The organism is Alcaligenes sp. 13f (assembly GCF_020496585.1).
In the GTDB taxonomy this organism is placed as follows: domain Bacteria; phylum Pseudomonadota; class Gammaproteobacteria; order Burkholderiales; family Burkholderiaceae_B; genus Alcaligenes; species Alcaligenes phenolicus.
In genome coordinates, this window is record NZ_JAHKKC010000012.1 from 1 (window position 1) to 24,361 (window position 24,361).

Sequence of the window (24,361 nt, forward strand, 5' to 3'; positions counted from 1 at the left end):
GATTGAGATCCTGGCGGACCTGACCTTGTAACTTCTTCAGGTCTGCCAGACTACGCCCTACGGCTTTGGGCTTATTTGTTTTCATCCAACCAGCGCTGTGCGTCCAGGGCGGCCATGCAACCGCTGGCTGCACTGGTAATGGCCTGACGATAGATATTGTCTTGCACATCGCCCGCAGCAAAGACGCCAGGAACGGAAGTCATGGTGGCCATGCCTTTCAGACCGCTGCGAGTCGTGATGTAGCCGTCGTGCATTTCCAGCTTGCCTTCAAAGATCCCGGTGTTGGGCTTGTGGCCGATGGCGATAAAGGCACCAGTCACAGCCAGGTCTTCAGTGGCCTGGGTCTGGTTGTTGATGATGCGCACACCTGTCACGCCCGAAGCGTCACCCAGCACTTCTTGCAGTTCGCTGTGCAGTTTCAGCTGGATATTGCCATTCTGGACGCGGTCCATCAGCTTGTCGGTCAGGATGGGTTCGGAACGGAAGGTATCGCGACGGTGAATCAAGGTCACGGTCTTGCAAATATTGGACAGGTACAGGGCTTCTTCCACGGCGGTATTGCCACCACCGACCACGACCACGTCCTGGTTCTTGTAGAAGAAACCATCACATGTTGCGCAACCGGACACGCCACGGCCCATGAATTCCTGCTCGGTTGGCAGGCCCAGGTATTGGGCCGAGGCGCCTGTCGCAATAATCAGCGAATCGCAGGTGTAGACTGTGCCACTATCACCATTCAGGGTCAGGGGACGGGTGGACAGATCAACCGAGGACACCATGTCAAAGATTAATTCTGTTTCGAATCGTTCCGCATGAGCCTGGAAACGTGCCATAAGATCAGGTCCCTGGACGCCTTGGGCATCGGCTGGCCAGTTATCTACATCCGTGGTGGTCATCAGTTGGCCACCTTGCTCCATGCCAGTGACCAAGACGGGGTTGAGGTTGGCGCGGGCTGCGTAGATCGCTGCGGTATAGCCGGCCGGGCCTGAGCCCAGAATGAGTACTTTTGCGTGCTTAGTAGTCGACATCACAGAAAATCCGAAAAAGACGATCTCCAATTATAATGAGTCCATGGCAAGAATACCTGCAACATCCCCTCGTTCGTCCCGGTCATCCAAAAATGTGCGTAATGGGCCTTCAGCCCTGCAACAGCGCCTGACAGGACTGCTGCGCGAAGCACGGTGGATTATCTTCGCTGCTCTGGCAGCCTGGCTGGGCCTGGTACTGGCAACCTGGGATCCGGGCGATCCCGGCTGGTCGCATTCCGTGCACTCGGGTCTGACTCAAAACGGCGGGGGCATCTTTGGTGCTCACATCGCCGATTTCCTCCTGTTTCTATTTGGTCTGACGGCCTGGCTTTGGGTGGTGCTGCTGGTGCAGCGCGTGGCCGTGGGCTTTTACCGTCTGACTGCTTTGCTCTTGCCCAGCACAAAAAACGAGGATGTTCTGCCTCGGGTGCGCTGGGAAATTGGCATAGGCTTTTTCTTTTTGTTTCTGGGCAGCATGGGCCTGGAATCGCTGTTTTTTAAAGACCTGGGCCAGCAATGGCAGCTCCCTGCGGGGGCTGGTGGGCAGTTAGGCCAATTATTATCGCAACTATTAGTAACTTCGATAGGCTTTGGTGGAGCCTCTCTGGTGCTGATGGGCCTGCTCGCCGGTGGGGCCAGTTTGTTTTTCGGTTTTTCATGGCTGACGTTGGCAGAACGTCTGGGCGGCTTCATCGAAGGGGCGATTCGCCGTGTGATGACTTTGTGGTCGGCCCGTCAAGATCGTCGCGTGGGCGAGGTCAAACGTGCCGAGCGTACGGAAAGCGTGGTCGCCAAGCAGGAGCAACTGGTACACGAACAGCCTGTGCGTATCGAACCTGCTTTTGTGGCTGTGCCCAAATCGGAGCGCGTCGAGAAAGAAAAGCAGCAGACTTTGTTCAAGGCGCCTCGTCAGGCTGGCGAAGCGGGCGATTTGCCTCCGCTGTCCCTGCTGGACCCCGCCTCTGACAATGTAGAAACGGTGTCGCCGGAAACCATTGAGTTCACCTCGCGCCTGATTGAAAAGAAATTGTCGGACTTCGGTGTTGCGGTGACGGTAGTGACCGCCCAGGCGGGGCCGGTCATTACGCGCTACGAGATTGAGCCTGCCACGGGCGTGAAGGGTAGCCAGATCGTGAATCTGGCCAAAGACCTGGCCCGCGCCTTGAGTCTGGTCAGCATCCGGGTGGTGGAAACCATTCCCGGAAAAAACCTGATGGGCCTGGAACTGCCCAACCCTCGCCGCCAAATGGTGCGTCTGGAGGAAATCGTAGGCTCGCAAACCTATCACAGCAGCGCCTCTTTGCTGACCATGGCTTTGGGCAAGGATATTGCCGGTAAACCCGTGGTAGCGGATCTGGCCAAGATGCCTCACTTGCTGGTGGCCGGTACAACCGGCTCCGGTAAGTCCGTGGGGATTAACGCCATGATTCTGTCGCTGCTGTACAAGGCAGACCCGGCAGACGTGCGCCTGATCCTGATCGACCCCAAGATGCTGGAAATGAGTGTCTATGAAGGCATTCCTCATTTGCTGGCACCGGTGGTCACGGATATGCGTCTGGCCTCCAACGCCTTGAACTGGTGTGTGGCTGAAATGGAAAAACGCTACCGCTTGATGAGCAAGCTGGGCGTGCGCAATCTGGCCGGTTACAACGCCAAGATACGCGAAGCGCAAAAGCGTGAAGAGCCTATCCCCAACCCTTTCTCTTTGACGCCGGACGCTCCCGAGCCGTTGTCTGTTCTGCCCATGATTGTCGTCATTATTGACGAGCTGGCAGACTTGATGATGGTGCAGGGCAAGAAGATCGAAGAGTTGATTGCTCGTTTGGCCCAGAAGGCCCGTGCGGCTGGTATTCACCTGATTTTGGCTACTCAGCGCCCTAGCGTGGACGTAATTACGGGTCTGATCAAGGCAAACATTCCGACACGTATCGCTTTCCAGGTGTCCTCCAAGATCGACTCGCGCACCATTCTGGATCAGATGGGGGCAGAAACCTTGCTGGGCATGGGCGATATGCTCTATCTGCCTCCCGGTACAGGCTTGCCTAAACGAGTGCACGGCGCTTTTGTCAGCGACGAGGAAGTTCACCGCGTGGTTGAGCACCTGAAAGAACACGGCGAGCCCGATTACATCGAAGGCCTGCTGGAAGGTGCGGTCGAAGGTGAGTCGGGTGACGGCGTCAACCCGGCGACCGGCATGGCAGACGCTGAAGCAGACCCGCTTTACGACCAGGCTGTTCAAGTCATTATTAAGAATCGTCGCGCTTCGATTTCCTCTGTGCAGCGTCATTTGCGTATCGGTTATAACCGGGCAGCCCGACTGCTGGAACAAATGGAGCAGGCCGGTTTGGTATCGGCCATGCAGCCCAACGGTAACCGTGAAATTCTGGTCCCCGCAGGAGGTGCCAAAGATGAAGATTAAGACACTGCTGGCCAGCATGCTGCTGGCCGGTACACCTGCCTTGACCATGGCCGCTTCGGCCAGCGAGCAATTGCGCTCTTTTGTGCAAGATGTGCGCGCTGCAAAGGGCGAGTTTTCCCAGCGTACGGTCGATAGCAACGGCCAGTCCAAAGGCGCGCCGCAATCCGGGCAGTTCGTGTTTCAGCGCCCGGGTCAGTTCAAATGGCATGTGCAACGCCCTTATGAACAGTTGATCGTGTCTGACGGCAAGCTGCTTTATCAATACGACCCGGATCTGGCTCAGGTCACCGAGCGTGGTGTGGACCAGTCCATCGGCGCTTCGCCTGCTGCGATCTTGTTTGGTACTGGCAATCTGGAAGACTCCTTCCGTCTGGTTGAGCAAGATGCACGGGATGGATTGGAGTGGATCCGAGCCACGCCTTTGCAAAGCGATGCCGGCTTTTCCTACGTAGACATCGGCTTCAAGGATCGTGAGCCACGTCGTCTGGAATTGCAGGACTCGTTCGGGCAAACCACGTATATCGACTTCACCGGCTTGGAACCGAACCCTCGGATTACCTTGGGTACCTTCACGTTCAAGGCTCCTGCCGGAGTGGATGTCGTCTCCATGCCTTGATGCACATTCTGTTTTTGTGCAGCTATCGTCAGGGTCAGCACTTAGCTGGCTCTGACAAAACAAGTTTTCAATACAGACCTGGTCCGCTTGGCCAGGTCTTGCCATTTTAGGAAGGGCGATCGCCATGCGTGATTTGTTCGCTCAGGAACCCGCCGCACCCTTAGCCGAAGCACTACGCCCCAAAACTCTGGATCAGGTGGTAGGGCAGTCGCACCTGCTGGGCGAGGGCAAGCCACTACGTTTGGCTTTTCAGTCCGGCAAACCACACTCCATGATTTTCTGGGGGCCTCCCGGCGTGGGTAAAACCACGCTGGCACGTTTGACGGCCAGTGCATTCGAATGCGAGTTCATCGCCTTGTCCGCCGTCTTTTCAGGCGTGAAAGATATCCGAGCCGCCATGGAGCAGGCCCAGCAGAATCTGGCCATGGGCAAGCACACCATCCTGTTTGTGGACGAGATACACCGCTTTAACAAGTCTCAGCAAGACGCGCTGCTCCCTTATGCTGAAAGCGGCTTGGTGACCTTTATTGGTGCCACCACGGAAAACCCGTCCTTCGAGGTTAATTCGGCCTTGCTGTCGCGGGCGCAAGTCTATGTGCTCAAGTCCCTGACGGATGATGAGCTCAAACTCCTGCTACGCCGTGTACAGGAACAAAATGCCCTGGATGGCCTGGAGTTTGAGGATCAAGCCGTCGACACCTTGATCGGTTATGCCGACGGCGATGCCCGACGCTTTTTGAACCTGCTGGAGCAGACCAATACGGCCGCCAAGACTTCCGGCACTGAGCTGGTCACGACAGACTTCCTGCAAAATGCGCTGACCCTGAACTCCCGGCGTTTTGACAAGGGGGGCGACAACTTCTACGACCAGATTTCTGCTTTGCATAAGTCGGTACGTGGTTCCAACCCGGACGCTGCCTTGTATTGGCTGACCCGGATGCTGGACGGCGGAGCAGATGCCCGTTATTTGTCGCGCCGTATCATACGTATGGCTTGGGAAGATATCGGTCTGGCCGATCCGCGCGCCATGCAAATTGCCAACGATGCTGCCTTGACCTTCGAGCGCCTGGGCAGTCCCGAGGGAGAGCTGGCGCTGGGGCAGGCCGTGATTTATCTGGCGATCGCAGCCAAGAGCAATGCCGGTTATATGGCATACAACCAGGCCCGCGCCTTTGTGAAGCAGGATAAAAGCCGCGAAGTGCCAGTGCATTTGCGCAACGCGCCGACCAAGCTGATGAAAGAGCTGGGCCACGGTCATGCGTATCGCTATGCGCATGACGAGCCTAATGCCTATGTGGCGGGTGAGACCTACTTGCCGGACGGCATTCCCGATCCCCACTGGTATCAGCCTGTGCCTCGTGGTCTGGAAATCAAGATTGCTGAAAAAATGGAGCGCCTGCGTCAGCTGGATGAGCAGGCCGGTAAAAAAGACACCTAAGACAGGACAGGCGTTGCCTGACCTGTCACCCCCGTATTTCCCGATACCTCAGTACTGCTTGCGCTGTGCTGCGCTTGTGGTGGCTTGTGGTTAAAATCACCAGATCAATCGGGATTGAACCATCACCTATATGGCTATTAAATGTTAGATCTGAACCAATTACGCAAAGACTTGGAGCCGCTGGTACAGGGCCTGGCGAAACGTGGCGTGCAATTTGACACCGAGCGTTTCCAGCAGCTGGAAGCCCGCCGCAAAGCGGTACAGGTGGAAACCGAAACCCTGCAGGCCGAGCGCAATGCATTGGCCAAACGCATCGGCCAGCTCAAGTCCAAGGGCGAAGACGCCAGCGAAGCATTGGCTCAATCCCAGCAAATTCCGGTGCGCCTGAAGCAGCTGGAGCAGGACTTGTCCCAAGTGCAGGCCGAGCTGGCCTCCTGGTTCGCCACGATTCCTAACCTGCCGCACGAAAGCGTGCCGGTAGGCGAATCCGAAGAAGACAACGTCGAAGTACGTCGCTGGATCCCCGGTCCTAAAGATGATCAGGGCAAGCCTGCGCACATCACCTTTGAGCCGCGTGATCACGTGGATCTGGGTGAGCAGTTTGGTCTGGATTTTGAAGCCGCTCGCAAGCTGGCTGGCGCCCGTTTCATGGTTTTGCGTGGTCCTCTGGCTCGCTTGCACCGTGCTCTGGCCCAGTTCATGCTGGATACCCAAGTGGAAGAGCACGGCTATACCGAGTGCTACACCCCCTACATCGTGAACGCGTCCACGCTGTATGGCACCGGCCAATTGCCCAAGTTCAAGGACGATATGTTCTGGGTCACCAAAGGTGGCCAAGAGAACGAGTCCACTGATCCCGCAGAGTCCAAACCTGAAGACCTGTACCTGATCTCCACCTCCGAGATCAGCCTGACCGGTATGGTGCGTGACGAGATTCTGGCTGGTGACGCCTTGCCGATGCGCTTGACGGCTCACTCGCCTTGTTTCCGTTCGGAAGCGGGTAGTGGTGGCCGTGATACACGCGGTGTGATCCGTCAGCACCAGTTCGACAAAGTTGAAATGGTGCAGATTGTTCACCCCGAGCAATCCTACGAAGCGCTGGAGTCTATGGTTGGCCACGCCGAGCACGTTCTGCAAGCGCTGGAACTGCCATACCGTGTAGTGCAACTGTGCACTGGCGATATGGGCTTTTCTGCTGCCAAAACCTACGATCTGGAAGTGTGGTTGCCTGCCCAGGACACATTCCGCGAGATCTCCTCGGTGTCGAACTGCGAGGCTTTCCAGGCTCGTCGTCTGCAGGCGCGTTTCCGCGCCGACAGCAAGGCACGTCCGGAGTTTGTGCATACGCTGAACGGCTCTGGCCTGGCCGTAGGCCGCGCCTTGGTGGCTGTGTTGGAAAACCACCAGCAAGAAGATGGCAGCGTGATTGTGCCCAAGGTTCTGCGTCCTTATATGGGCGGACTGGAACGTCTGGTGCCTGCGAAGTAACGCCTCTGCTTGAATAGCAAAAGGGCTGATGACCTTTGTGGTCCTCAGCCCTTTTTCATTCATGGTTCCGTAGTGATGGATTAGTCATCATCCCAGTACCGCTCCTGCTGTTTGCGCCAGCGCTTGTGAGCGCGTCGCTGCTCCTTGCGCCATTCCTTGTTGGAGCGACCATATTCCACGTAGCCGGGACGATAGACGTAACGTGGCGGGTGGTAAACCACTGGGGGTGGGGCGACATAAACCGGGCGTTCCACAACATGAGCGGGTGGGTAGTAGATCGGCCCGTAACCGATACCCGGAATACCGACATTGATATCGACATTTACACCGCCCGCAGAGGCGGCGCTGGTGCTCAAGGCCATTAAACCGGCTAATAGTAATTTTTTCATAAGCTGCACCTCTAATGACACTAGCTGCAGCGATTGTTGCCTAAAACCTGTAGTCCAAACGTTAGGTAATCCTGGCAAAGCACTTCCAAACGCAACACGGCTCGTATGCGCTGTGCCAGGGGTTTACCTTTCTTAACACATGTTTCTCCTTTTTCGGCAGGATGGCATGAGTGCATCTAGAAGGTATGGCGTTCAACCTGACGATGGCGGACAGGGCGCCGGTTGTAGTTCGCGTGTAGCTGCCGACCGTGCACAGAATCCAGTTGCTTGTTCAAGTGTGGCGCATGGCGTACGTTGCGTTGCGCAGGCTCTGCACGTGGCTTGGAGTTGACTTCCAGAAACCAGAGACAGAGTGCGGCCCAGAAGAATAACGACAGGATATTGACCAGTCCGCCTCGCAAAGAAGCGTAGCCTGTCGCTTCTGAAGCCTGGATACGCAGTAGATCAGACAGAACCGGGATGGAACCCAAGGTTTCAACTACCAGGCTGCCTGGTATCCGAAAAGCCCAGCGCAGAGTCTGGAGAACCTCATTCAGGCTGTATATGCCGTCGCCGTTGGCGTCGATAATCCATTGGAAGGTTTGCATGACAATTCCTTTTATCAAGTCCAGCAAGTTGCGCCGGAATTACAAGGACTGCCTTGGAGAGGCAGGGCTGCGATGCATCAATGTGTGTTTCCAATATAGGCCTGCGGCTCAGGGTGAACAAGTGAATTAGGCCAAAACAGAGGGTAAACCCTTGATTGAAAAGAGCTCTTTGGTTTGAGCGGCTGGTCTTATCAGGAAACTCCGCTCTTTGACGCAAGTGCTATGTCTCTTTAGTGCTTGTCAAAGAGTGTTCTTTGATCTATATTTATGGGCTTGCTTGTAACCATATAAGCAATCGCGGACAGGTGGCAGAGTGGTCGAATGTACCTGACTCGAAATCAGGCGTACGTGCAAGCGTACCGTGGGTTCGAATCCCACCCTGTCCGCCACCTGGAATTTTGAAAGCCCTTGATTATTCAAGGGCTTTTTTATTTTCTGCTGGTTTGATCATCCTGCTCTCTCAGCATGGTTTATTTGCCGTTTTGTCACATAAGAACCTTAAGGTAAAAGTGTCAGTCGCGGCCGATGTTCGGAAAACTCATCCGCAACATTGTGTATGGCCGATTTTTCCCCGCGCAGGCCGAAGTTCTAGGGGGTAATGCGCTAGTACGTGGTCCGATGGTGTTTGGTCTTGTTTTGCAAGCCTTGATGATTCCGGACAAAACGAGCCCATTGCATTTCCCGGCAGTGCAGGCCGGCGAGTACACTTGGGGTTTCAGTTCTCTGTTGTCCATACTCACGAGGTATCTATGCTGAAAGGTAAAAAAGCGGTCGTAACAGGATCGACCAGTGGTATCGGTCTGGCCATGGCCACCGAGTTGGCGAAAGCCGGTGCAGATGTGGTGATCAATGGTTTTGGTCAACCTGAAGATATCGAGCGCGAGCGCAGCACGCTGGAGTCCAAGTTTGGTGTCAAAGCCTATTATCTGAATGCTGATTTGAGCGACGCACAGGCCACGCGTGACTTTATTGCCAAGGCGGCAGAGGCCTTAGGCGGTTTGGATATTCTGGTCAATAATGCTGGTATTCAGTACACCGCGCCTATCGAAGAGTTCCCTGTCGACAAATGGAACGCCATCATTGCCTTGAACCTGTCAGCCGTCTTCCACGGCACAGCGGCTGCCTTGCCCATCATGCAAAAGCAGGGTTGGGGGCGCATTATCAATATCGCCTCGGCACATGGTCTGGTGGCATCGGTAAATAAATCGGCTTATGTGGCTGCCAAGCATGGTGTCGTGGGTCTGACCAAAGTGACCGCACTGGAAAATGCTGGCAAGGGTATTACGTGCAACGCAATCTGCCCGGGCTGGGTACGCACTCCCTTGGTGGAAAAGCAGATCGAAGCTATCAGCCAGCAAAAAGGGATTGATATTGAAGCTGCCGCACGCGAGCTGCTGGCTGAGAAACAACCTTCCCTGCAGTTTGTGACTCCTGAACAATTGGGCGGTGCTGCTGTGTTCCTGTCGTCTGCCGCCGCAGACCAAATGACGGGTACGACGCTAAGTCTGGATGGTGGCTGGACGGCTCGCTAATTGCTGTCAAAGCGTGTTTTGTAGATGGCAGATAAAGGGCATGGCCCTTTATCTGTTTGGATAGAAAGGATATAGGCGCATGTTGTTATTGCTATCGCCAGCGAAAAAGCTGGATTACGATTCCCCTGTACGCACGCAGCTGGAAACCCAGCCTCTGTTTGTGGAGCAGGCGCAAGGCTTGATTGATATTTTGCGCACTCAGTCCGAAGAGGATATTGCCGGCTTGATGAAGCTGAGCGACGACCTGGCGCGCTTGAATGTCCAGCGTTACCAGGAGTGGGAGCCCAAGTTTGACCGCTCCAATGCCCGTCAGGCCATTCTGGCTTTTAATGGTGATGTGTATGAGGGCATGGCTGCAACGGATTTGTCGGACAAGGAGCTGAAGTGGGCGCAGGACCACATTGTGATTCTTAGCGGTTTGTACGGTGCTTTGCGTCCTTTGGATTTGATGCGTCCTTACCGTCTGGAAATGGGCACTCGCTTGAAGAATCCCGAAGGTGCCAATTTGTACGCTTACTGGGGCAGCCGGATTGCCAATTATTTGAACGAGCGTCAGGAAGGCGAAGCCAAGCCCGTTGTCTTGAACTTGGCCTCTGAAGAGTATTTCAAGGCAGTCGATCAAAAAGCCTTGCGTGCCCGTGTGGTTCAGTGCGTTTTCCAGGACGAGAAAAACGGTGTCTGGAAGATTATCAGTTTCTACGCCAAGAAAGCCCGTGGTTTGATGGCCCGCTTTGTCATCGACAAGCGTGTGCAAACAGTGGAAGGCTTGAAGGCGTTTGATCGCGAGGGGTATGTATTCCAGCCTGAGCTCTCCAGCGAGGACAAGCTGGTGTTCCGTCGCTCCGAGCAGGATGCCAAGGCTTGATAAGTAGTTAGCGTTGTTGCTTGCGCCGTAAGAACAGCTCTTTAGCTGATCTGCGGTCTTGCAGGTAAAAAAGGAAAGGCAAGGCCATGTATTTGCGCCTTGCCTTTTTATTTTTGGTCCTGCGAACTGAGGAGGGCTTGGCACCCTATGCTCTTTTGCTTTGTGCTTTGAGTTCTTGTTTATTTGGTCCCGACAACGAGCTCCACATGTATACAGGACATGGCATGGCCATCAGGCCCCTTGCTGTTTCAGTTCCTGCTTGCGCTCAGGCGGCAGTTGCGGGCCAGCGCTGTATTCCAGGCCTCTCATATCCTGACGTATCAGTTGGGCGGCCTTGACCATCTGACGGATAGGGTAGGCCAGCATGGCCAGCTCACCGTCGGTTTCGATGGAAGCAGGCGGGTCGGCATCCTGGTCGTTAATCAGTGCGCCAATGGCATCCAGGGAGTTCTGGATGCCTGGCGGAATCTGACTCAAATTAGCCAGAAGCGGGGCAGCGGCGCTGATCTGCGAGGCCAGTACGTGGTTCTGAATCAGCAGGTTATTCAGCAGGGATACATTGGCTTGTCGGCTAACTGGTTCATCCATCATGCGATAAAAGGCCGAGGCAAAGTTGCTGAAGGCAATATGTACGTTCTTGTTTGCCACTTGCCAGGCGGTGTCGGCTTCCATCAAGTCCAGATCCACCTGGTTTTTCTGGGCCTCTGTCATAGTGGGTTCGCCTTCCTGACCGCTTTTAAGGATCTGGTTATGCAGGCGGCTCAAGCGAGCGAATTCCAGCCCTGCACGCCAGAACTCTTTGTTGGCGGCCAAGGCTGCTCGGGCCAGGCCTGTCATGGCGCTGGATTCCCAGTTGGGGAGCAAATAACTGGCGGCCATGGCAATACCGCAACCAATCAGCGTATCCACCAGACGTTCTCCAATAATGAAGGAGCCGCCCGTGGACAGGAATTGGAAGGACAAAATCACAAAGATTGTGTTGAACAGGGCCGATAGCAGGAAGTTCAGTTGAACCAGGCTGTTACCCAGCAGGTAGGCCAGCAACATGGCGATCAGATACAGCTCGCGGTTGTCCGTTAGCTTCAGGAGCAGGAAGGCCGCCCCGCAGCCCAGTACCGTGCCAAAAAGGCGCCAGCCATTGCGTTGGCGTGTGATGGCAAAGCCTGGCTTCATAATGACCAGAATCGTCAGGATGATCCAGTAACTGTGTGCTGTCAGGGCGCTGACCAGGCCCAGTTCGCTTTGGAAATGGGCGCTGAGTGCGCCAACTCCCAGGGCCACCATGGACGCAATGCTGACACGTGCCGCATAGCGGAAGTGCGAGGACTTCAGCTTCATATTGCTGCTGAGCATGCCCAAACGCAGTTCTTCACGCGAGAGCATGCGGCTTAGCGATTTATTCAGGTATTGATCGACTGGCAGATTCTGGCTGGCACGATGCGACAGGCTTGCCATGCTGTCCACAATGCGGTTCAGGTTACGCAGTCGGCGCAAGACCTGGACTAGCAGGGCGTAGGTTTCCGGGTCTGTTTGCGACATGCCCTGGCGTTTGTACTTCTCCAGCTCGTATTCCATGGCGCGGATTTCCGCTTTGACGCTGGAGCGACGGGTGGTGCGAGCGCTTCGTGAAACATTCATGGCAATGCGGCCAATATCCAACGAAAGCTTGTGCAAGCCATCACGCGCAAAAACCATGAAATCGCTGTCGGAAAGCTGACGGCGCAGGACGGTGTAGTCGGTATAGGTCGCGACCAGCGAGTCCAGAATGCTGACCATATTCAAGAAGATTGTCAGCAGTGCCTTGCGGTGGTGATCGCCTCGTCCATAACCGCGCGGCAATTCACGCAGTACCACGTCGCGGGCGGCCTGGTGCTTTTCGGTCATATTGGATTGAAGATTGATCAGCCGTCTATAGCAGGCGTCCAGATCCGAGGTGGAGTCATAGAACTGCGAGCGCGCCTCCATGTATTCAGCCGTGGCAAACAGGGCGACGGCCAGCGTCTGACGCTCCTCCCGATACCAGAACAGCCGCCTGAACAAGGTGCTGAACAGGTAATAGGACAGACCACCGGCAAAGGAATACAGCGTGTGCGCCAATACCTCGTGAGGCTGCATGGGAAAGCGCATCGTCAAGGTCATCAGCAGCAGGGCGGCAAAGCCGATCAGCCCGCCGCGACGACCAAAGACGGAGAACATGCTGTACAGAAAGCACAGAAACGGTACGCACAGGACCAGCAGCAGGGGAGAGCTGGAGGCCAGACCTGTCAGGCCAACGGTGACCGTGCCCAGCGCAATACCGCCCAGCATTTCATTGTTGCGATAGCGGCGTGGGCCGCCGGGTTGGTCAATGATGGCAACGCAGGTGGCACCCATGGACGCAATGACGCCAATGTCATAGTGACCAAAGAAGCGGCCCAAAATAATGACCGGCAACAGCACACCGATGGACTGGCGCAGTCCGCCGAAAAAATAGTGGCTATACAGGAATTGTTTTAATTGTGGGATGGGCGATGCCATAAAATACCCGGACAGCTCGTCATAGGTAGACAGTATATCGTTTTACGTATGCAAGCTTTAAGCCTGTTTTTTTGCACTTTACCAACAATCACAGTTGCTCGCTTTGTGCAGTCAAGGTAAAGTAACCAGGTGTTTTTGCTCCTTATCCGAGCAAATTGTAGCGAGGCACTGTTAACCGGGCCATCCGCCCGGTTTTTTGCGCCTAAAAACTTTGTTGCTGGCCGCGTCACAAGCGTGGGATGCCAGGACTTCCGTTTCAAGCTAACGCATACGTTTTTGTATGCACGCACTGGGTGTCGAAGAGTGCAGGCCGGACGGTAATGTGTCTGGGTGGTGTGGTCCTGTGGGCCATGAAGCGCCAGATCATGTTGCTGACATCGGTTCAAGCTCGGACCGTCGTGGTCAGTCGATATTGCAGAGCAAGACTGAAAGGAAAACTCATGTCTGAATTAAATGGCGCAGATATTGTGGTGCGCACGCTCGCGGACGAAGGCGTGGAACACGTTTTCGGTTATCCGGGTGGTGCCGTTCTCTATATCTACGACGCAATCTTCAAGCAGGACCGCTTCCAGCACATTCTTGTGCGTCATGAACAGGCCGCTGTTCATGCTGCGGATGCCTATTCCCGTTCGTCCCAAAAAGTTGGCGTGGCACTGGTAACCAGTGGCCCGGGCGTCACCAATGCCGTCACCGGTATTGCGACCGCTTACCTGGACTCCATTCCGATGGTCATCATCAGTGGACAGGTCAGCACCCAGGCAATTGGTGAAGATGCTTTCCAGGAGTGTGATGCCATCGGTATCACCCGTCCTTGCGTCAAGCACAACTTCCTGGTGCGCGATGTTCGTGATTTGGCCGATACCATTCGCAAGGCATTTTTTATTGCCACGACGGGCCGTCCCGGTCCTGTGCTGATTGATATCCCCAAAGATATTACGACCGCAACGTGCAAATACACGCCCAAGCGTGGCGAGGTCAAGATGCGTTCCTACGCACCTGTGACCAAAGGCCATCAGGGGCAGATCAAGAAAGCCGTCCAGATTCTCAATAGCGCCGAGCGCCCGCTGATTTATGTTGGTGGTGGTGTGGTGCTGGGTAATGCTGACAGCGAACTCAATGAGCTGGTCAAGTTAAGCGGTGCTCCTTGCACGACTACCTTGATGGGTCTGGGTGCCTATCCAGGTACGGCGGATCAGTACATCGGCATGCCCGGCATGCACGGTACTTACGAAGCCAATATGACCATGCAGCATTGCGACGTTCTGATCGCAGTGGGTGCACGGTTTGATGATCGAGTGATTGGTAATACCCGCCACTTCGGTCAGAACCCACGCAAGATCATTCATATTGATATTGATCCCTCGGTAATTTCCAAGCGCGTGAAAGTTGATGTGCCTATCGTGGGCTGTGTCAAAGACGTGCTGACCGAGTTCAATGAGCTGTATGCGCAAAGCCGTCAGGAATCGCAGAACCAGCCTTCCCTGAATGATTGGTGGAAACAGATCAATGTCTGGCGTGGCAAGAACTCCTTGGCCTACGCCAAGTCGGATGAACTGATCAAGCCGCAATTTGTGGTGGAATCCCTGTGGGAAGTGACAGGCGGCAACGCTTTCGTGACGTCTGACGTGGGTCAGCACCAGATGTGGGCGGCTCAGTACTACAAATTCAATAAGCCTCGTCGCTGGATCAATTCCGGTGGCCTGGGCACGATGGGCGTGGGCTTGCCTTACGCAATGGGTGTGCAAATGGCCAACCCTGGCCAGGATGTTGCCGTCATCACGGGTGAAGGCTCCATTCAGATGAACATCCAGGAACTGTCTACGTGTAAACAGTACCGCTTGAGCCCCAAGGTTCTTTGCCTGAACAATCGTTATTTGGGCATGGTGCGCCAGTGGCAGCAAATCGACTACGGCTCGCGTTATTCCGAGTCCTACGTGGATGCACTGCCTGACTTTGTCAAACTGGTGGAAAGCTATGGTCATGTGGGTCTGGAGATCGACAAGCCAGCCGATGTGGTCCCCGCTATTCGCGAAGCCTTCACCACGCACAAAGACCGCCTGGTATTTCTGAACTTCATCACGGACCAAACCGAAAACGTGTTCCCGATGGTGAAAGCAGGCCGCGGCCTGACAGAAATGCTCTTGGGCCCGGACGATCTGTAAGGAGAGAATCATGAAACACGTCATTTCTATCCTTCTGGAAAACGAGCCCGGCGCACTGTCCCGTGTGGTCGGTCTGTTTTCGGCCCGTGGCTATAACATCGAGACCTTGACGGTCGCTCCAACCGAGGACGACACCCTGTCTCGCATGACTATCGTTACCCGAGGGGCGGACGACGTCATCGAGCAGATCACCAAGCACTTGAACCGTCTGGTTGACGTGGTCAAGGTGGTGGATCTGTCCGAAGGCCCACACATCGAGCGTGAACTCATGCTGATCAAAGTGCGGGCGGTGGGCAAGGAACGTGAAGAGATGAAGCGCATGGCGGATATTTTCCGCGGTCGCATCATTGATGTTACGGACAAGACATACACCATCGAATTGACCGGTGTTCAAGACAAAATTGCTGCTTTCATCAATGCGCTGGATCGTACGGCCATTCTTGAAACAGTGCGCACCGGGGTCTCTGGTGTCAGCCGTGGCGAACGTGTCTTAAAGCTGTAAGCCAAGGCTTTTTCAGGACATAATTACCGCTTTTATTCAAGGAGCTGCTTTTCAAGGTAGCTCCTTATAAAGGGTAAACACGGCCTGACGCTGTGTAGACCGCGGTGGCCCTGTTCTGAAAGTAATGAGTCAAGGTCCTTTTTGTGCCGCTGCTGCATGAGCGGCCATTCTCGAATTGCTGTTTAAGCGAAATTATTAAATTTGGAGCACCTGAAATGAAAGTTTTCTACGACAAGGATTGTGATCTTTCCCTGATCAAAGGCAAGACTGTTGCCATCATCGGTTACGGCTCGCAAGGCCACGCCCACGCCCTGAACCTGCACGAGTCCGGCGTGAACGTGGTTGTTGGTCTGCGCAAAGGCGGCGCCTCCTGGAGCAAAGCCGAGAACGCTGGCCTGAAAGTTCAGGAAGTGGCTGAAGCCGTCAAGAGCGCTGATGTCGTCATGATCTTGTTGCCTGACGAAAACATTGCTGAGGTTTACCGCAACCAGGTTGCTGAAAACATCAAGCCCGGCGCCGCTCTGGCATTTGCCCACGGCTTTAACGTTCACTACGGCCAAGTTGTGCCACGTGACGATATCGACGTCATCATGATTGCTCCCAAGGCTCCTGGTCACACTGTGCGTGGCACCTACAGCCAAGGCGGCGGCGTTCCTCACCTGATCGCTGTTTACCAGGACAAGACCGGCGCTGCTCGCGACGTGGCTCTGTCTTACGCATCGGCTAACGGCGGTGGCCGTGCCGGTATCATCGAAACTAACTTCCGCGAAGAAACCGAAACCGACTTGTTCGGTGAACAGGCTGTTCTGTGCGGTGGTGCGGTTGAGCTGATCAAGGCTGGTTTCGACACGCTGGTTGAGGCTGGTTACGCTCCTGAAATGGCTTACTTCGAGTGCTTGCACGAACTGAAGCTGATCGTGGACCTGATCTACGAAGGTGGTATCGCCAACATGAACTACTCGATCTCCAACAACGCCGAATACGGCGAATACGAGACCGGTCCGAAGATTGTTACCGACGAAACCCGCAAAGCCATGCGTCAGTGTCTGGAAGACATCCAGACTGGTGTGTACGCCAAGAACTTCATCCTGGAAAACGCCGCAGGCGCTCCTACCCTGATCTCGCGTCGTCGTATCAACGCCGAATCGCAGATCGAGCAAGTGGGTAGCAAGCTGCGCTCCATGATGCCTTGGATCGCCGCTAACAAGCTGGTCGACAAGTCCAAGAACTAAGTTTGATATCGGGGCAACCTCATAGGCTGCCCTGGTCTTGAGCCTGAACCGGCTGACGTCTTGCGGCGTCAGCCGGTTTTTTATTGCTGCAAGAGTTTGGCTTTCAGTGCCGCCTCTACTTGGGCTGAGAAAAGGATGGAAGCGCCTTGTTCTCGTCTTATAGCCGTATTGGTGAGGGCGCGATAAAATGCAGTGCTTGGTTTGACCATCGTGCCCCTGTTGGGGTGGTGCGCAAGCGGGTTCGATAAAATCTACTGTTTATCCATGAACTCCCTGGCCGCAGGCCTCTTGGCCATTTTTGTTCGCTCTGGCTTATATATGCTGGAATTATTTGCACTCTGTAGCCTTGGGGACAATGCTACATTCGAGTGTTCAGTCCTTAGCAACAACTCTTAAAGCATAAATTATGCCCAATTTGCTCAATGATGAAACCCGTCGTCGGCGTAGCATCTATCTTCTGCCCAACGCATTTACGACCGCCAATCTGTTCGCGGGGTTTTATGCTGTTGTGCAGGCCATGAATGGCCGCTTTGAGGCGGCAGCCATCGCCATTTTCCTGGCGCTGGTGTTTGATGGTATGGACGGGCGGGTTGCTCGTTTGACTAATACTCAGTCCGCCTTTGGTGAGCAATACGACTCCATGGCAGACATGATTTCCTTTGGTGCGGCGCCCGCGCTGGTCATGTACGTCTGGGCCATGCAGGGCCTGGGACGCTGGGGCTGGTTGGCTTCCTTTATTTACGTAGCCGGTGGTGCGCTGCGCCTGGCCCGCTTCAATACCAATATTGAAGTGGTCGACAAGCGTTTTTTCCAGGGCTTGCCCAGCCCGGCGGCCGCTGCTCTGGTCGCTGGCTTTGTCTGGCTGGCGGTGGACAACAAGCTGTCCTTGCAAGTGAATGTGATTCCCTGGGTTGCCTTTGGTTTAACCATTTATGCCGGCCTGGCCATGGTCTCCAATGCGCCGTTCTACAGCGGTAAGTCCTTTGCGATCAGCCGTAGCGTGCCATTCTGGGCCATGCTGCTCTTCGTGCTGGTCTTTGTGTTTGTATCTACCGATCCACCTGTTTTCCTGTTTGGGCTGTTCTGCCTGTACGGTTTGTCGGGCTGGTTCGTCATGGCCTGGCGCTGGCGTCGTGCCCGTGCCTTGGCGCGACTTCGGCGTGGAAACAACTAAAATACCCGGCTTGGGCGGGCTTTCAGGCCGAAATGCTTAACGCCTTGCCCGGTTTTTCGTTATAATTGTTTGCTTGCACTTGGCCCAGTGGTCCGGTGCACTCAATCTCATTTTCAACACGTTAGGGCACCTCGGTCCTAACGCAAGTCTTAGAGGCTAAATAAAATGGCAGTTGCAGATATCAAAAAAGTCGATATCGTTTCCGAGTTTCAGCGTAAACAAGGCGATACAGGCTCCCCAGAAGTGCAAGTGGCTTTGCTGACCGCTCGCATCAACGAATTGACCGGCCACTTCAAGGCTCACAACAAAGATCACCACTCCCGTCGTGGTCTGTTGCGCATGGTTAGCCGTCGTCGCAAATTGCTGGATTACCTGAAAGGTCGTAATCCAGACGCTTACCGTGCTTTGATCGAAAAACTCGGTCTGCGTAAGTGATACCGGGGCTGGCTCCCCGCTAAACAACCGTGCATTCGGCGAACTGGTTTCGCTGTGTGCACGGTTTTTTTATTGTAAGGATTCTCCTAATGTTCAATAAAGTCACCAAGTCTTTCCAGTACGGCGAGCATACCGTCGTTCTGGAAACCGGCGAAATCGCACGTCAGGCGTCAGGTGCCGTGCTGGTTTCGATTGAAGACACTGTTGTGTTGGCCACTGTTGTTGGCAAAAGCGAAGCGAAAGCAGGTCAGGATTTTTTCCCTCTGACCGTTGATTACGTTGAAAAAACCTACTCCGCTGGCAAGATCCCTGGTGGTTTCTTCAAGCGTGAAGGTCGTCAATCCGAGCGCGAGATCCTGATCTCCCGCCTGATCGACCGCCCACTGCGTCCTCTGTTTCCTGAAGGCTTCTACAACGAAGTTCAGGTCATCATTCACACGGTATCGGTCAACCCTGAAATTGATCCTGATATCGCTGCCATGATCGGCGCCTCGGCTGCCCTGGCTATTTCCGGCATTCCTTTCAACGGTCCTGTGGGCGCTGCCCGTGTGGGTTACGTTGATGGTCAGTACGTGCTGAACCCATCCGCTACTCAGCTGAAATCTTCGGCTCTGGATCTGGTTGTGGCTGGTACCGAGCAGGCTGTGCTGATGGTTGAGTCCGAAGCCAAGCAATTGTCCGAAGAAGTCATGCTGGGTGGTGTGGTGTTTGCTCACGAGCAAATGCAAGCAGCCATCAACTGCATTCACGAACTGGTTGAAGAAGCTGGCAAGCCCGAGTGGGATTGGCAGCCTGCTGCTGTTAACGAAAGCCTGTTGGCTGCGGTAACCGCTGCTGCTGAAGAAGGTCTGACACAGGCCTACCAGACTCGCGAAAAACAAGCTCGTACCGAGCAAGTGCGCGCTGTCTACGCTCAGGTTAAAGAAACGGTCAAGGCTCAAGCTGAAGCCGCCGGTCAGGATCAGCCTGATATGGTTGCCGTCGAAAACATGATGTTCGACCTGGAAAGCAAGATCGTGCGTTCGCGCATCTTGAGCGGCGAGTCCCGTATTGATGGTCGCGACACCCGTACCGTTCGTCCTATCAGCATCCGTCTGGGCGTTCTGCCCCGTGCTCACGGTAGCGCCTTGTTCACGCGTGGCGAAACTCAGGCATTGGTGGTCACTACTCTGGGTACCAAGCAAGACGAGCAGATCATTGATTCGATCATGGGCGAGTACCGTGATCGCTTCATGATGCACTACAACATGCCTCCATTCGCCACTGGTGAAGCTGGCCGTTTCGGCGCTCCCAAGCGTCGTGAAATCGGTCACGGTCGTCTGGCCAAGCGTGCTTTGACTCCCTTGCTGCCAGCCGCTGAAGACTTCCAGTACTCCATCCGCGTGGTGTCCGAGATCACTGAATCCAACGGTTCCTCCTCCATGGCATCCGTGTGTGGTGGCTCTCTTTCCATGATGGACGCTGGTGTGCCTGTGCAGGATCACGTGGCTGGTGTGGCCATGGGTCTGATCAAGGAAGGCAACAAGTTTGCTGTGCTGACCGACATTCTGGGTGACGAAGATCACCTGGGCGATATGGACTTTAAGGTTGCCGGTACCGAGAAAGGTATTACTGCTTTGCAGATGGACATCAAGATCCAGGGCATCACCAAGGAAATCATGCAGGTTGCATTGGCTCAGGCTCACGAAGGCCGTATGCACATCCTGGGCAAGATGAAAGAGTCCATCGACGGTTCCCGTACCGAGATGTCCGAATTTGCGCCTCGCATGCTGACCGTGAAGATCAACCCCGAGAAGATTCGTGACGTGATTGGTAAGGGTGGTGCAACCATCCGTGCCCTGACCGAAGAAACCGGTACACAGATCGATATTTCGGATGACGGCACCATCACGATCGCCAGTGCTGATCTGGACAAGGCCCGCGAAGCCGAGCGCCGTATTAAGGAACTGACCGCTGAAGTGGAAGTGGGTCAGGAATACGAAGGTCCTGTGATGCGTTTGCTGGACTTTGGCGCGATTGTGCAAGTGCTGCCAGGCCGTGACGGCTTGCTGCATATCTCCGAGATTGCCAACTACCGTATCGCCAACATCAATGACGTGCTGAAAGTAGGTCAGGTTGTTAAGGTCAAGGTCATTGAAGCTGACGAGAAAGGTCGTCTGCGTCTGTCGATCAAGGCTATCGGCGGTATCGAAGCTCAAGGCGGCCCAGCTGCTCCTGCTGCTTCCTGATAGCGCTTGCAGTCTGCTTGAAGAAAAACCCGCCGCAAGGCGGGTTTTTTGCGTTTGGCATTGCCCGGGGTTGGAGGGGACTGGTTTGAATGCGCCTTGTTTAAACGTTGTGCATTCTGACTAAAGCCTTGGCCTTCCGTGCTTTAGAGGAAATCTGTCACGGGCTCTGGTAGCGCTTGTCTTGGGTTTGCAGAGCTTTATTAAGCGCTGTCTGGATGTCGAAATCATAAAATCCATAAACAGAGAGTGATGCGATGTCATGCTGATCCAAGTTTGAGTTGTCGCTTGGGTGGGTACTGGCCGAGCATGATCAAAAGCTGATGCAGGAGACAGTTAATGATGGGAATAAACAGGCTATTCAGGTGCTTGTGTGCTGTGATGCTAGTTGGGTCTACGGGGAGCGTTGGCGCTAATGAAGTCGCTGATACGATCTTTCTGGACGCGAAGATCTATACCGCTAATGCCAATTCACCTGATGCCGAGGCGATGGCCGTGAGCCACGGCCGAATTCTGGCCATAGGCAAGAGCGAACAGATCTTGCACTATCAGGGAGCGAAAACTCGCATGCTAAGCCTTGAGGGTCGACGCGTTATGCCTGGCCTGATTGATGCGCACTCCCACGCTATTTTTGCGGGCCTGGCTGCCTTGGCGCCAAACCTGGAGGATCAAGAGCTCAGTCCGCTTGAACTCGCTCAGAAATTGCAAACCTGGCTGGTGGAAAAAGAGTCCGGACCGGATGTGCCTATGGTGGTGTTTGGGGTGAATCCTGCGGTGTGGTCTGCGCCCGAGTCATTGAGCGCTTTGCTGGATGCAGGGGCTTGGCAGCATCAGGCAGTGTTGCTGATGGGGGCTGACTATCATACGGCCTGGGCGAATCAGGCAATGCGTGAAAAGGCGGGAATTGACACTGCTTATATGCAGTCATTGCCTGCGAAGTCTCGACACACCATCGGTGTGGCCAGTAATGGCCAGCCTGATGGGGTATTGGTGGACGCTGGCCTGGATAAGGTAACGGTGATCCTGCCCAAACCAGCTGAAAAGCAGTTACTGGCAGCTGCAAAAATTGCTGTTGAAACCAATAATCGCTATGGCATTACGGCCTGGATGGACCCGGCGGCCAACGCCGGACCGGGGGAAGCGTTGTTTTCTCGATCTCTTGGCAGTGTTGGAGAGGGCATATTGCCGGCTTACCGGGTTTTATCAGAAGCGGGTTTATTAACTGCTCATGTTGCTGCCTTGCTGGTGGCCAGTCCGGAGAGTGATGCTGCGGATCTGGAGCGGCTCGATGGTGTCCGAAAGCGCTTTGCGCACATCCCTAACCTGAGTTTGCCGGGTATCAAGGTGTTTGCTGATGGGGTGTTGGAGTATCCGGCTCAAAGCGCAGCCTTGCTGGGCCGCTATGAAAACTCTGGCAAGCAGGGCGAGCTGCTGCTGGAGCAGCACAAAATGACGCAGCTGGTTGATGCTATTGATCAGCGTGGCTGGCTGGTGCATATCCACGCCTTGGGTGATCGGGCTGTGCGTGTATCTTTGGATGCTATTGAGTCGGCGCGCAAAAAGCGTAGCAGTGGTGTACCGCATTCCATTACGCATCTGCAGTTGGTAAGTCCGGCTGATTACCCCCGCTTTAAACAGCTCGATGTGATGGCTGTCATGCAGTTGCACTGGGCCGAGCTTGATAACTATCTGCTTGATCTGGTCAAGCCTTATATTCCTGATTCGGAGTTTCAGGGTCAGTATCCAGCTCGGTCGCTGCAGCAGCATGGAGCGGTGATTGTGGGTGCCAGTGATTGGCCTATTTCTACGGCGAATCCGTGGGAAGCCATGCATCATGCAATGACACGCTCTGGGCCGGGTGGCGGTTTGAATGCAGGCGAGCGTATGGATAAAGACAGTATGTTTAGGGCCTATACCATCAACGCGGCCAGGGCTATCCGAATGGAGAGGGAAATTGGCTCTCTGGAGGTGGGTAAGCAGGCAGACTTTATCGTGCTGGATCGCGATGTGCTGGAGGTAGATGTAGAGGCTTTGAAAGACACTCAGGTTCTGGCGACTTACTTTGCCGGTCGGCAGGTCTACGGCGCAGCTCCGTAGAAGGAGCCTGGCAATGTTTTTCTGATTGGCAGGGTTTGAACAGGCAGTGTGTATGCCGGTATGCAGCTTATATAGCGGCAGATGGTTACTGCCCCATTCGATGGTTAGGTAAACAAAAAAGCCCACTATGCGTAGTGGGCTTTTTGTCGCCTGGTTTTTGCTGCAAAACCAACGCAGGTTTGGGCAAATTCAAGGCTTATGTATCAGTGCAGACCGCTTCAGGTCTATGGTGCATCCAGCCGGAATCGAACCGGCACGATCAAAGATCGAGGGATTTTAAGTCCCTTGCGTCTACCAATTCCGCCATGGATGCAGCGGGAGATGATGGCGGAAGCGGTGAGATTCGAACTCACGGATGGGTTACCCCATCGCCGGTTTTCAAGACCGGTCCATTCAACCGCTCTGGCACGCTTCCTGTCTGTCGGGCTTTTCTTCCTGACAAGTCACATGCGCAAAAAAGCACGGAGGCCAGGAAAGCCTTAAAGTGTAACGTATAAATTTGCCAGCGTCATCGAAATAATCTGTTTTCATGGCTGGAATAGGGCGTTGATGCCAGTGCCTGTGATAGATTGCAGCAGGTAAGGCGGCTGCTTATGGTTTGTACTTGCAGCCGCGCTGGAAAAATAGTCTAGATATCAGGGAGTAGGTATGCGAGCTGTTGAAATTACCGAGTTTGGAAAGCCGGAAGTGTTGCAAGTGGGCGAGCGCCCCATGCCACAAACAGGTCCGGGTGAAGTGCTGGTCAAGGTGCTGGCGGCGGGCGTGAACCGTCCGGACGTCTTGCAACGAGCAGGCGCTTACCCGCCGCCGGCTGGTGCCTCTGATATTCCCGGTCTGGAACTGGCCGGGGAAATCGTATCGGGCGATGTGCAGGGCAGTGAGTTCAAGATTGGTGATCAGGTCTGTGCGTTGGTCACTGGTGGTGGCTATGCCGAATATTGTGTGGTGCCAGTACAGCAATGCTTGCCTATTCCGGCGGGTTTCAGCTTGCTGGAGGCGGCGGGGCTGCCAGAAACTTTCTTCACTGTCTGGAGCAATGTGTTCGACCGTGGTCAGTTGAGCAAGGGTGAAACCCTGCTGGTGCATGGCGGTGCCAGCGGAATTGGGACAACAGCTATCCAGTTGGCAGTGGCTCTGGGGCATACGGTATATGCCACGGCAGGCAGTGATGAGCGCGTGGAGGCCATTAATCGCTTGGGCGGGATCGGCATCAACTATAAAACCGAGGTTTACGAAGACGTCATCAAAAGCAAAACAGGCGGCCGTGGCGTTGATGTGATTCTGGATATGGTCTCTGGCGACTACATCAACCGGGATTTGACGTGTCTGGCTGATGACGGTCGTATCGTCATTATTGCTTTGCTGGGTGGGGTGAAGGCCACGATTAATTGTGGGGAGATCCTGCGTCGTCGCCTGACTATCACTGGCTCAACCTTGCGGTCCCGCTCTGTCGAGTTCAAGGCGCAACTGGCGCAAGCTCTGAAAGAGCGTGTCTGGCCTTTGCTGGAAGCAGGGCAGGTACGTCCCTTGATTCATGCCACTTTCCCCTTGGAAAAGGCGAGCGAAGCGCATGCCATGATGGAGGCGGGTGAGCAGGTGGGCAAGATCATTCTTGTTCCATAAAAGCAGCAAGGGTGGCATAGCCACCCTTTTTC

The 24,361-nt window shown here is 54.7% G+C and carries 18 protein-coding genes and 3 tRNA genes; 15 read left to right on the forward strand and 6 right to left on the reverse strand.

The window, feature by feature from the left end; translation table 11 throughout:
* Positions 1 to 71 precede the first annotated feature (71 nt).
* The gene (gene trxB / locus KOE80_RS11625) at positions 72 to 1,028 is read right to left on the reverse strand and encodes a thioredoxin-disulfide reductase (protein ID WP_009456742.1); all 957 of its coding nucleotides are present in this window, start codon (positions 1,026 to 1,028) and stop codon (positions 72 to 74) included.
* A gap of 43 nt (positions 1,029 to 1,071) precedes the next feature.
* On the opposite strand from trxB, the gene KOE80_RS11630 reads away from it, so the two are divergent.
* The 4 genes from KOE80_RS11630 to serS all read left to right on the forward strand — a co-directional run bounded on the left by KOE80_RS11630 (position 1,072) and on the right by serS (position 6,989).
* Positions 1,072 to 3,447 carry a DNA translocase FtsK gene (locus KOE80_RS11630; protein WP_226349193.1) on the forward strand — a complete coding sequence of 792 codons (2,376 nt, stop codon included), beginning with the start codon at positions 1,072 to 1,074 and terminating at the stop codon, positions 3,445 to 3,447.
* A complete protein-coding gene (gene lolA, locus KOE80_RS11635) occupies positions 3,437 to 4,063 on the forward strand; it encodes an outer membrane lipoprotein chaperone LolA (protein WP_226349194.1) in 627 nt (208 codons plus the stop codon). The genes KOE80_RS11630 and lolA overlap by 11 nt, the downstream gene beginning before the upstream one ends.
* A gap of 124 nt (positions 4,064 to 4,187) precedes the next feature.
* On the forward strand, positions 4,188 to 5,501 hold the full coding sequence (locus KOE80_RS11640) for a replication-associated recombination protein A (RefSeq protein ID WP_226349195.1): 1,314 nt from the start codon (positions 4,188 to 4,190) through the stop codon (positions 5,499 to 5,501).
* 141 nt (positions 5,502 to 5,642) lie between these two features.
* On the forward strand, positions 5,643 to 6,989 hold the full coding sequence (gene serS / locus KOE80_RS11645; RefSeq protein WP_226349196.1) for a serine--tRNA ligase: 1,347 nt from the start codon (positions 5,643 to 5,645) through the stop codon (positions 6,987 to 6,989).
* Between the two features lie 80 nt (positions 6,990 to 7,069).
* Here serS and KOE80_RS11650 read toward each other — a convergent pair whose 3' ends face one another.
* Together KOE80_RS11650 and KOE80_RS11655 are read right to left on the reverse strand one after the other, a co-directional pair.
* Positions 7,070 to 7,378 carry a hypothetical protein gene (locus KOE80_RS11650; protein WP_026483206.1) on the reverse strand — a complete coding sequence of 103 codons (309 nt, stop codon included), beginning with the start codon at positions 7,376 to 7,378 and terminating at the stop codon, positions 7,070 to 7,072.
* A 176-nt stretch (positions 7,379 to 7,554) separates the two neighbouring features.
* On the reverse strand, positions 7,555 to 7,965 hold the full coding sequence (locus tag KOE80_RS11655) for a hypothetical protein (protein ID WP_026483205.1): 411 nt from the start codon (positions 7,963 to 7,965) through the stop codon (positions 7,555 to 7,557).
* 299 nt (positions 7,966 to 8,264) lie between these two features.
* On the opposite strand from KOE80_RS11655, the gene KOE80_RS11660 reads away from it, so the two are divergent.
* From KOE80_RS11660 to yaaA, 3 genes are all read left to right on the forward strand, one after another.
* Positions 8,265 to 8,354 (forward strand) — tRNA-Ser (locus tag KOE80_RS11660).
* A gap of 360 nt (positions 8,355 to 8,714) precedes the next feature.
* A complete protein-coding gene (locus tag KOE80_RS11665; RefSeq protein WP_060186460.1) occupies positions 8,715 to 9,497 on the forward strand; it encodes a 3-hydroxybutyrate dehydrogenase in 783 nt (260 codons plus the stop codon).
* 79 nt (positions 9,498 to 9,576) lie between these two features.
* Complete coding sequence (gene yaaA, locus KOE80_RS11670) at positions 9,577 to 10,362, forward strand: peroxide stress protein YaaA (protein WP_009456706.1); 786 nt, start codon at positions 9,577 to 9,579, stop codon at positions 10,360 to 10,362.
* Positions 10,363 to 10,593: 231 nt separating this feature from the next.
* Here the strand turns inward: yaaA and KOE80_RS11675 are convergent, their stop codons facing one another.
* Complete coding sequence (locus KOE80_RS11675) at positions 10,594 to 12,879, reverse strand: FUSC family protein (protein ID WP_115633931.1); 2,286 nt, start codon at positions 12,877 to 12,879, stop codon at positions 10,594 to 10,596.
* Positions 12,880 to 13,319: 440 nt separating this feature from the next.
* On the opposite strand from KOE80_RS11675, the gene ilvB reads away from it, so the two are divergent.
* From ilvB to KOE80_RS11710, 7 genes are all read left to right on the forward strand, one after another.
* Positions 13,320 to 15,041, forward strand: a complete 1,722-nt coding sequence (ilvB, locus tag KOE80_RS11680; RefSeq protein ID WP_203145603.1) for a biosynthetic-type acetolactate synthase large subunit — start codon at positions 13,320 to 13,322, stop codon at positions 15,039 to 15,041.
* Between the two features lie 10 nt (positions 15,042 to 15,051).
* On the forward strand, positions 15,052 to 15,543 hold the full coding sequence (ilvN, locus tag KOE80_RS11685; RefSeq protein WP_003801075.1) for an acetolactate synthase small subunit: 492 nt from the start codon (positions 15,052 to 15,054) through the stop codon (positions 15,541 to 15,543).
* 215 nt (positions 15,544 to 15,758) lie between these two features.
* Complete coding sequence (gene ilvC / locus KOE80_RS11690; RefSeq protein WP_009456705.1) at positions 15,759 to 16,775, forward strand: ketol-acid reductoisomerase; 1,017 nt, start codon at positions 15,759 to 15,761, stop codon at positions 16,773 to 16,775.
* Positions 16,776 to 17,181: 406 nt separating this feature from the next.
* Complete coding sequence (pssA, locus tag KOE80_RS11695) at positions 17,182 to 17,949, forward strand: CDP-diacylglycerol--serine O-phosphatidyltransferase (RefSeq protein WP_026483198.1); 768 nt, start codon at positions 17,182 to 17,184, stop codon at positions 17,947 to 17,949.
* 165 nt (positions 17,950 to 18,114) lie between these two features.
* Entirely contained in the window at positions 18,115 to 18,384 is a 270-nt protein-coding gene (gene rpsO, locus KOE80_RS11700) for a 30S ribosomal protein S15 (protein ID WP_003801068.1), read from the forward strand.
* Positions 18,385 to 18,473: 89 nt separating this feature from the next.
* Positions 18,474 to 20,612, forward strand: coding sequence for a polyribonucleotide nucleotidyltransferase (gene pnp / locus KOE80_RS11705; protein WP_035272454.1), 2,139 nt, complete (start codon positions 18,474 to 18,476; stop codon positions 20,610 to 20,612).
* A gap of 378 nt (positions 20,613 to 20,990) precedes the next feature.
* Positions 20,991 to 22,706 (forward strand): amidohydrolase, encoded by a 1,716-nt coding sequence (locus tag KOE80_RS11710; RefSeq protein WP_226349197.1) that lies wholly within the window; start codon positions 20,991 to 20,993, stop codon positions 22,704 to 22,706.
* Positions 22,707 to 22,933: 227 nt separating this feature from the next.
* Here KOE80_RS11710 and KOE80_RS11715 read toward each other — a convergent pair.
* Positions 22,934 to 23,019, reverse strand: a tRNA-Leu gene (locus KOE80_RS11715).
* A gap of 12 nt (positions 23,020 to 23,031) precedes the next feature.
* Positions 23,032 to 23,121: transfer RNA gene (locus tag KOE80_RS11720), tRNA-Ser, on the reverse strand.
* 233 nt (positions 23,122 to 23,354) lie between these two features.
* On the opposite strand from KOE80_RS11720, the gene KOE80_RS11725 reads away from it, so the two are divergent.
* Entirely contained in the window at positions 23,355 to 24,329 is a 975-nt protein-coding gene (locus KOE80_RS11725; RefSeq protein ID WP_035272457.1) for an NAD(P)H-quinone oxidoreductase, read from the forward strand.
* Positions 24,330 to 24,361 lie beyond the last annotated feature (32 nt).

What these genes read in the sequence shown, in the direction of transcription:
- trxB (WP_009456742.1), bottom strand. Translation starts at nt 1,028, where the DNA reads ATGTCGACTACTAAGCACGCAAAAGTACTCATTCTGGGCTCAGGCCCG.
- KOE80_RS11630 (WP_226349193.1), top strand. Translation starts at nt 1,072, where the DNA reads ATGGCAAGAATACCTGCAACATCCCCTCGTTCGTCCCGGTCATCCAAA.
- lolA (WP_226349194.1), top strand. Translation starts at nt 3,437, where the DNA reads ATGAAGATTAAGACACTGCTGGCCAGCATGCTGCTGGCCGGTACACCT.
- KOE80_RS11640 (WP_226349195.1), top strand. Translation starts at nt 4,188, where the DNA reads ATGCGTGATTTGTTCGCTCAGGAACCCGCCGCACCCTTAGCCGAAGCA.
- serS (WP_226349196.1), top strand. Translation starts at nt 5,643, where the DNA reads ATGTTAGATCTGAACCAATTACGCAAAGACTTGGAGCCGCTGGTACAG.
- KOE80_RS11650 (WP_026483206.1), bottom strand. Translation starts at nt 7,378, where the DNA reads ATGAAAAAATTACTATTAGCCGGTTTAATGGCCTTGAGCACCAGCGCC.
- KOE80_RS11655 (WP_026483205.1), bottom strand. Translation starts at nt 7,965, where the DNA reads ATGCAAACCTTCCAATGGATTATCGACGCCAACGGCGACGGCATATAC.
- KOE80_RS11665 (WP_060186460.1), top strand. Translation starts at nt 8,715, where the DNA reads ATGCTGAAAGGTAAAAAAGCGGTCGTAACAGGATCGACCAGTGGTATC.
- yaaA (WP_009456706.1), top strand. Translation starts at nt 9,577, where the DNA reads ATGTTGTTATTGCTATCGCCAGCGAAAAAGCTGGATTACGATTCCCCT.
- KOE80_RS11675 (WP_115633931.1), bottom strand. Translation starts at nt 12,879, where the DNA reads ATGGCATCGCCCATCCCACAATTAAAACAATTCCTGTATAGCCACTAT.
- ilvB (WP_203145603.1), top strand. Translation starts at nt 13,320, where the DNA reads ATGTCTGAATTAAATGGCGCAGATATTGTGGTGCGCACGCTCGCGGAC.
- ilvN (WP_003801075.1), top strand. Translation starts at nt 15,052, where the DNA reads ATGAAACACGTCATTTCTATCCTTCTGGAAAACGAGCCCGGCGCACTG.
- ilvC (WP_009456705.1), top strand. Translation starts at nt 15,759, where the DNA reads ATGAAAGTTTTCTACGACAAGGATTGTGATCTTTCCCTGATCAAAGGC.
- pssA (WP_026483198.1), top strand. Translation starts at nt 17,182, where the DNA reads ATGCCCAATTTGCTCAATGATGAAACCCGTCGTCGGCGTAGCATCTAT.
- rpsO (WP_003801068.1), top strand. Translation starts at nt 18,115, where the DNA reads ATGGCAGTTGCAGATATCAAAAAAGTCGATATCGTTTCCGAGTTTCAG.
- pnp (WP_035272454.1), top strand. Translation starts at nt 18,474, where the DNA reads ATGTTCAATAAAGTCACCAAGTCTTTCCAGTACGGCGAGCATACCGTC.
- KOE80_RS11710 (WP_226349197.1), top strand. Translation starts at nt 20,991, where the DNA reads ATGCTAGTTGGGTCTACGGGGAGCGTTGGCGCTAATGAAGTCGCTGAT.
- KOE80_RS11725 (WP_035272457.1), top strand. Translation starts at nt 23,355, where the DNA reads ATGCGAGCTGTTGAAATTACCGAGTTTGGAAAGCCGGAAGTGTTGCAA.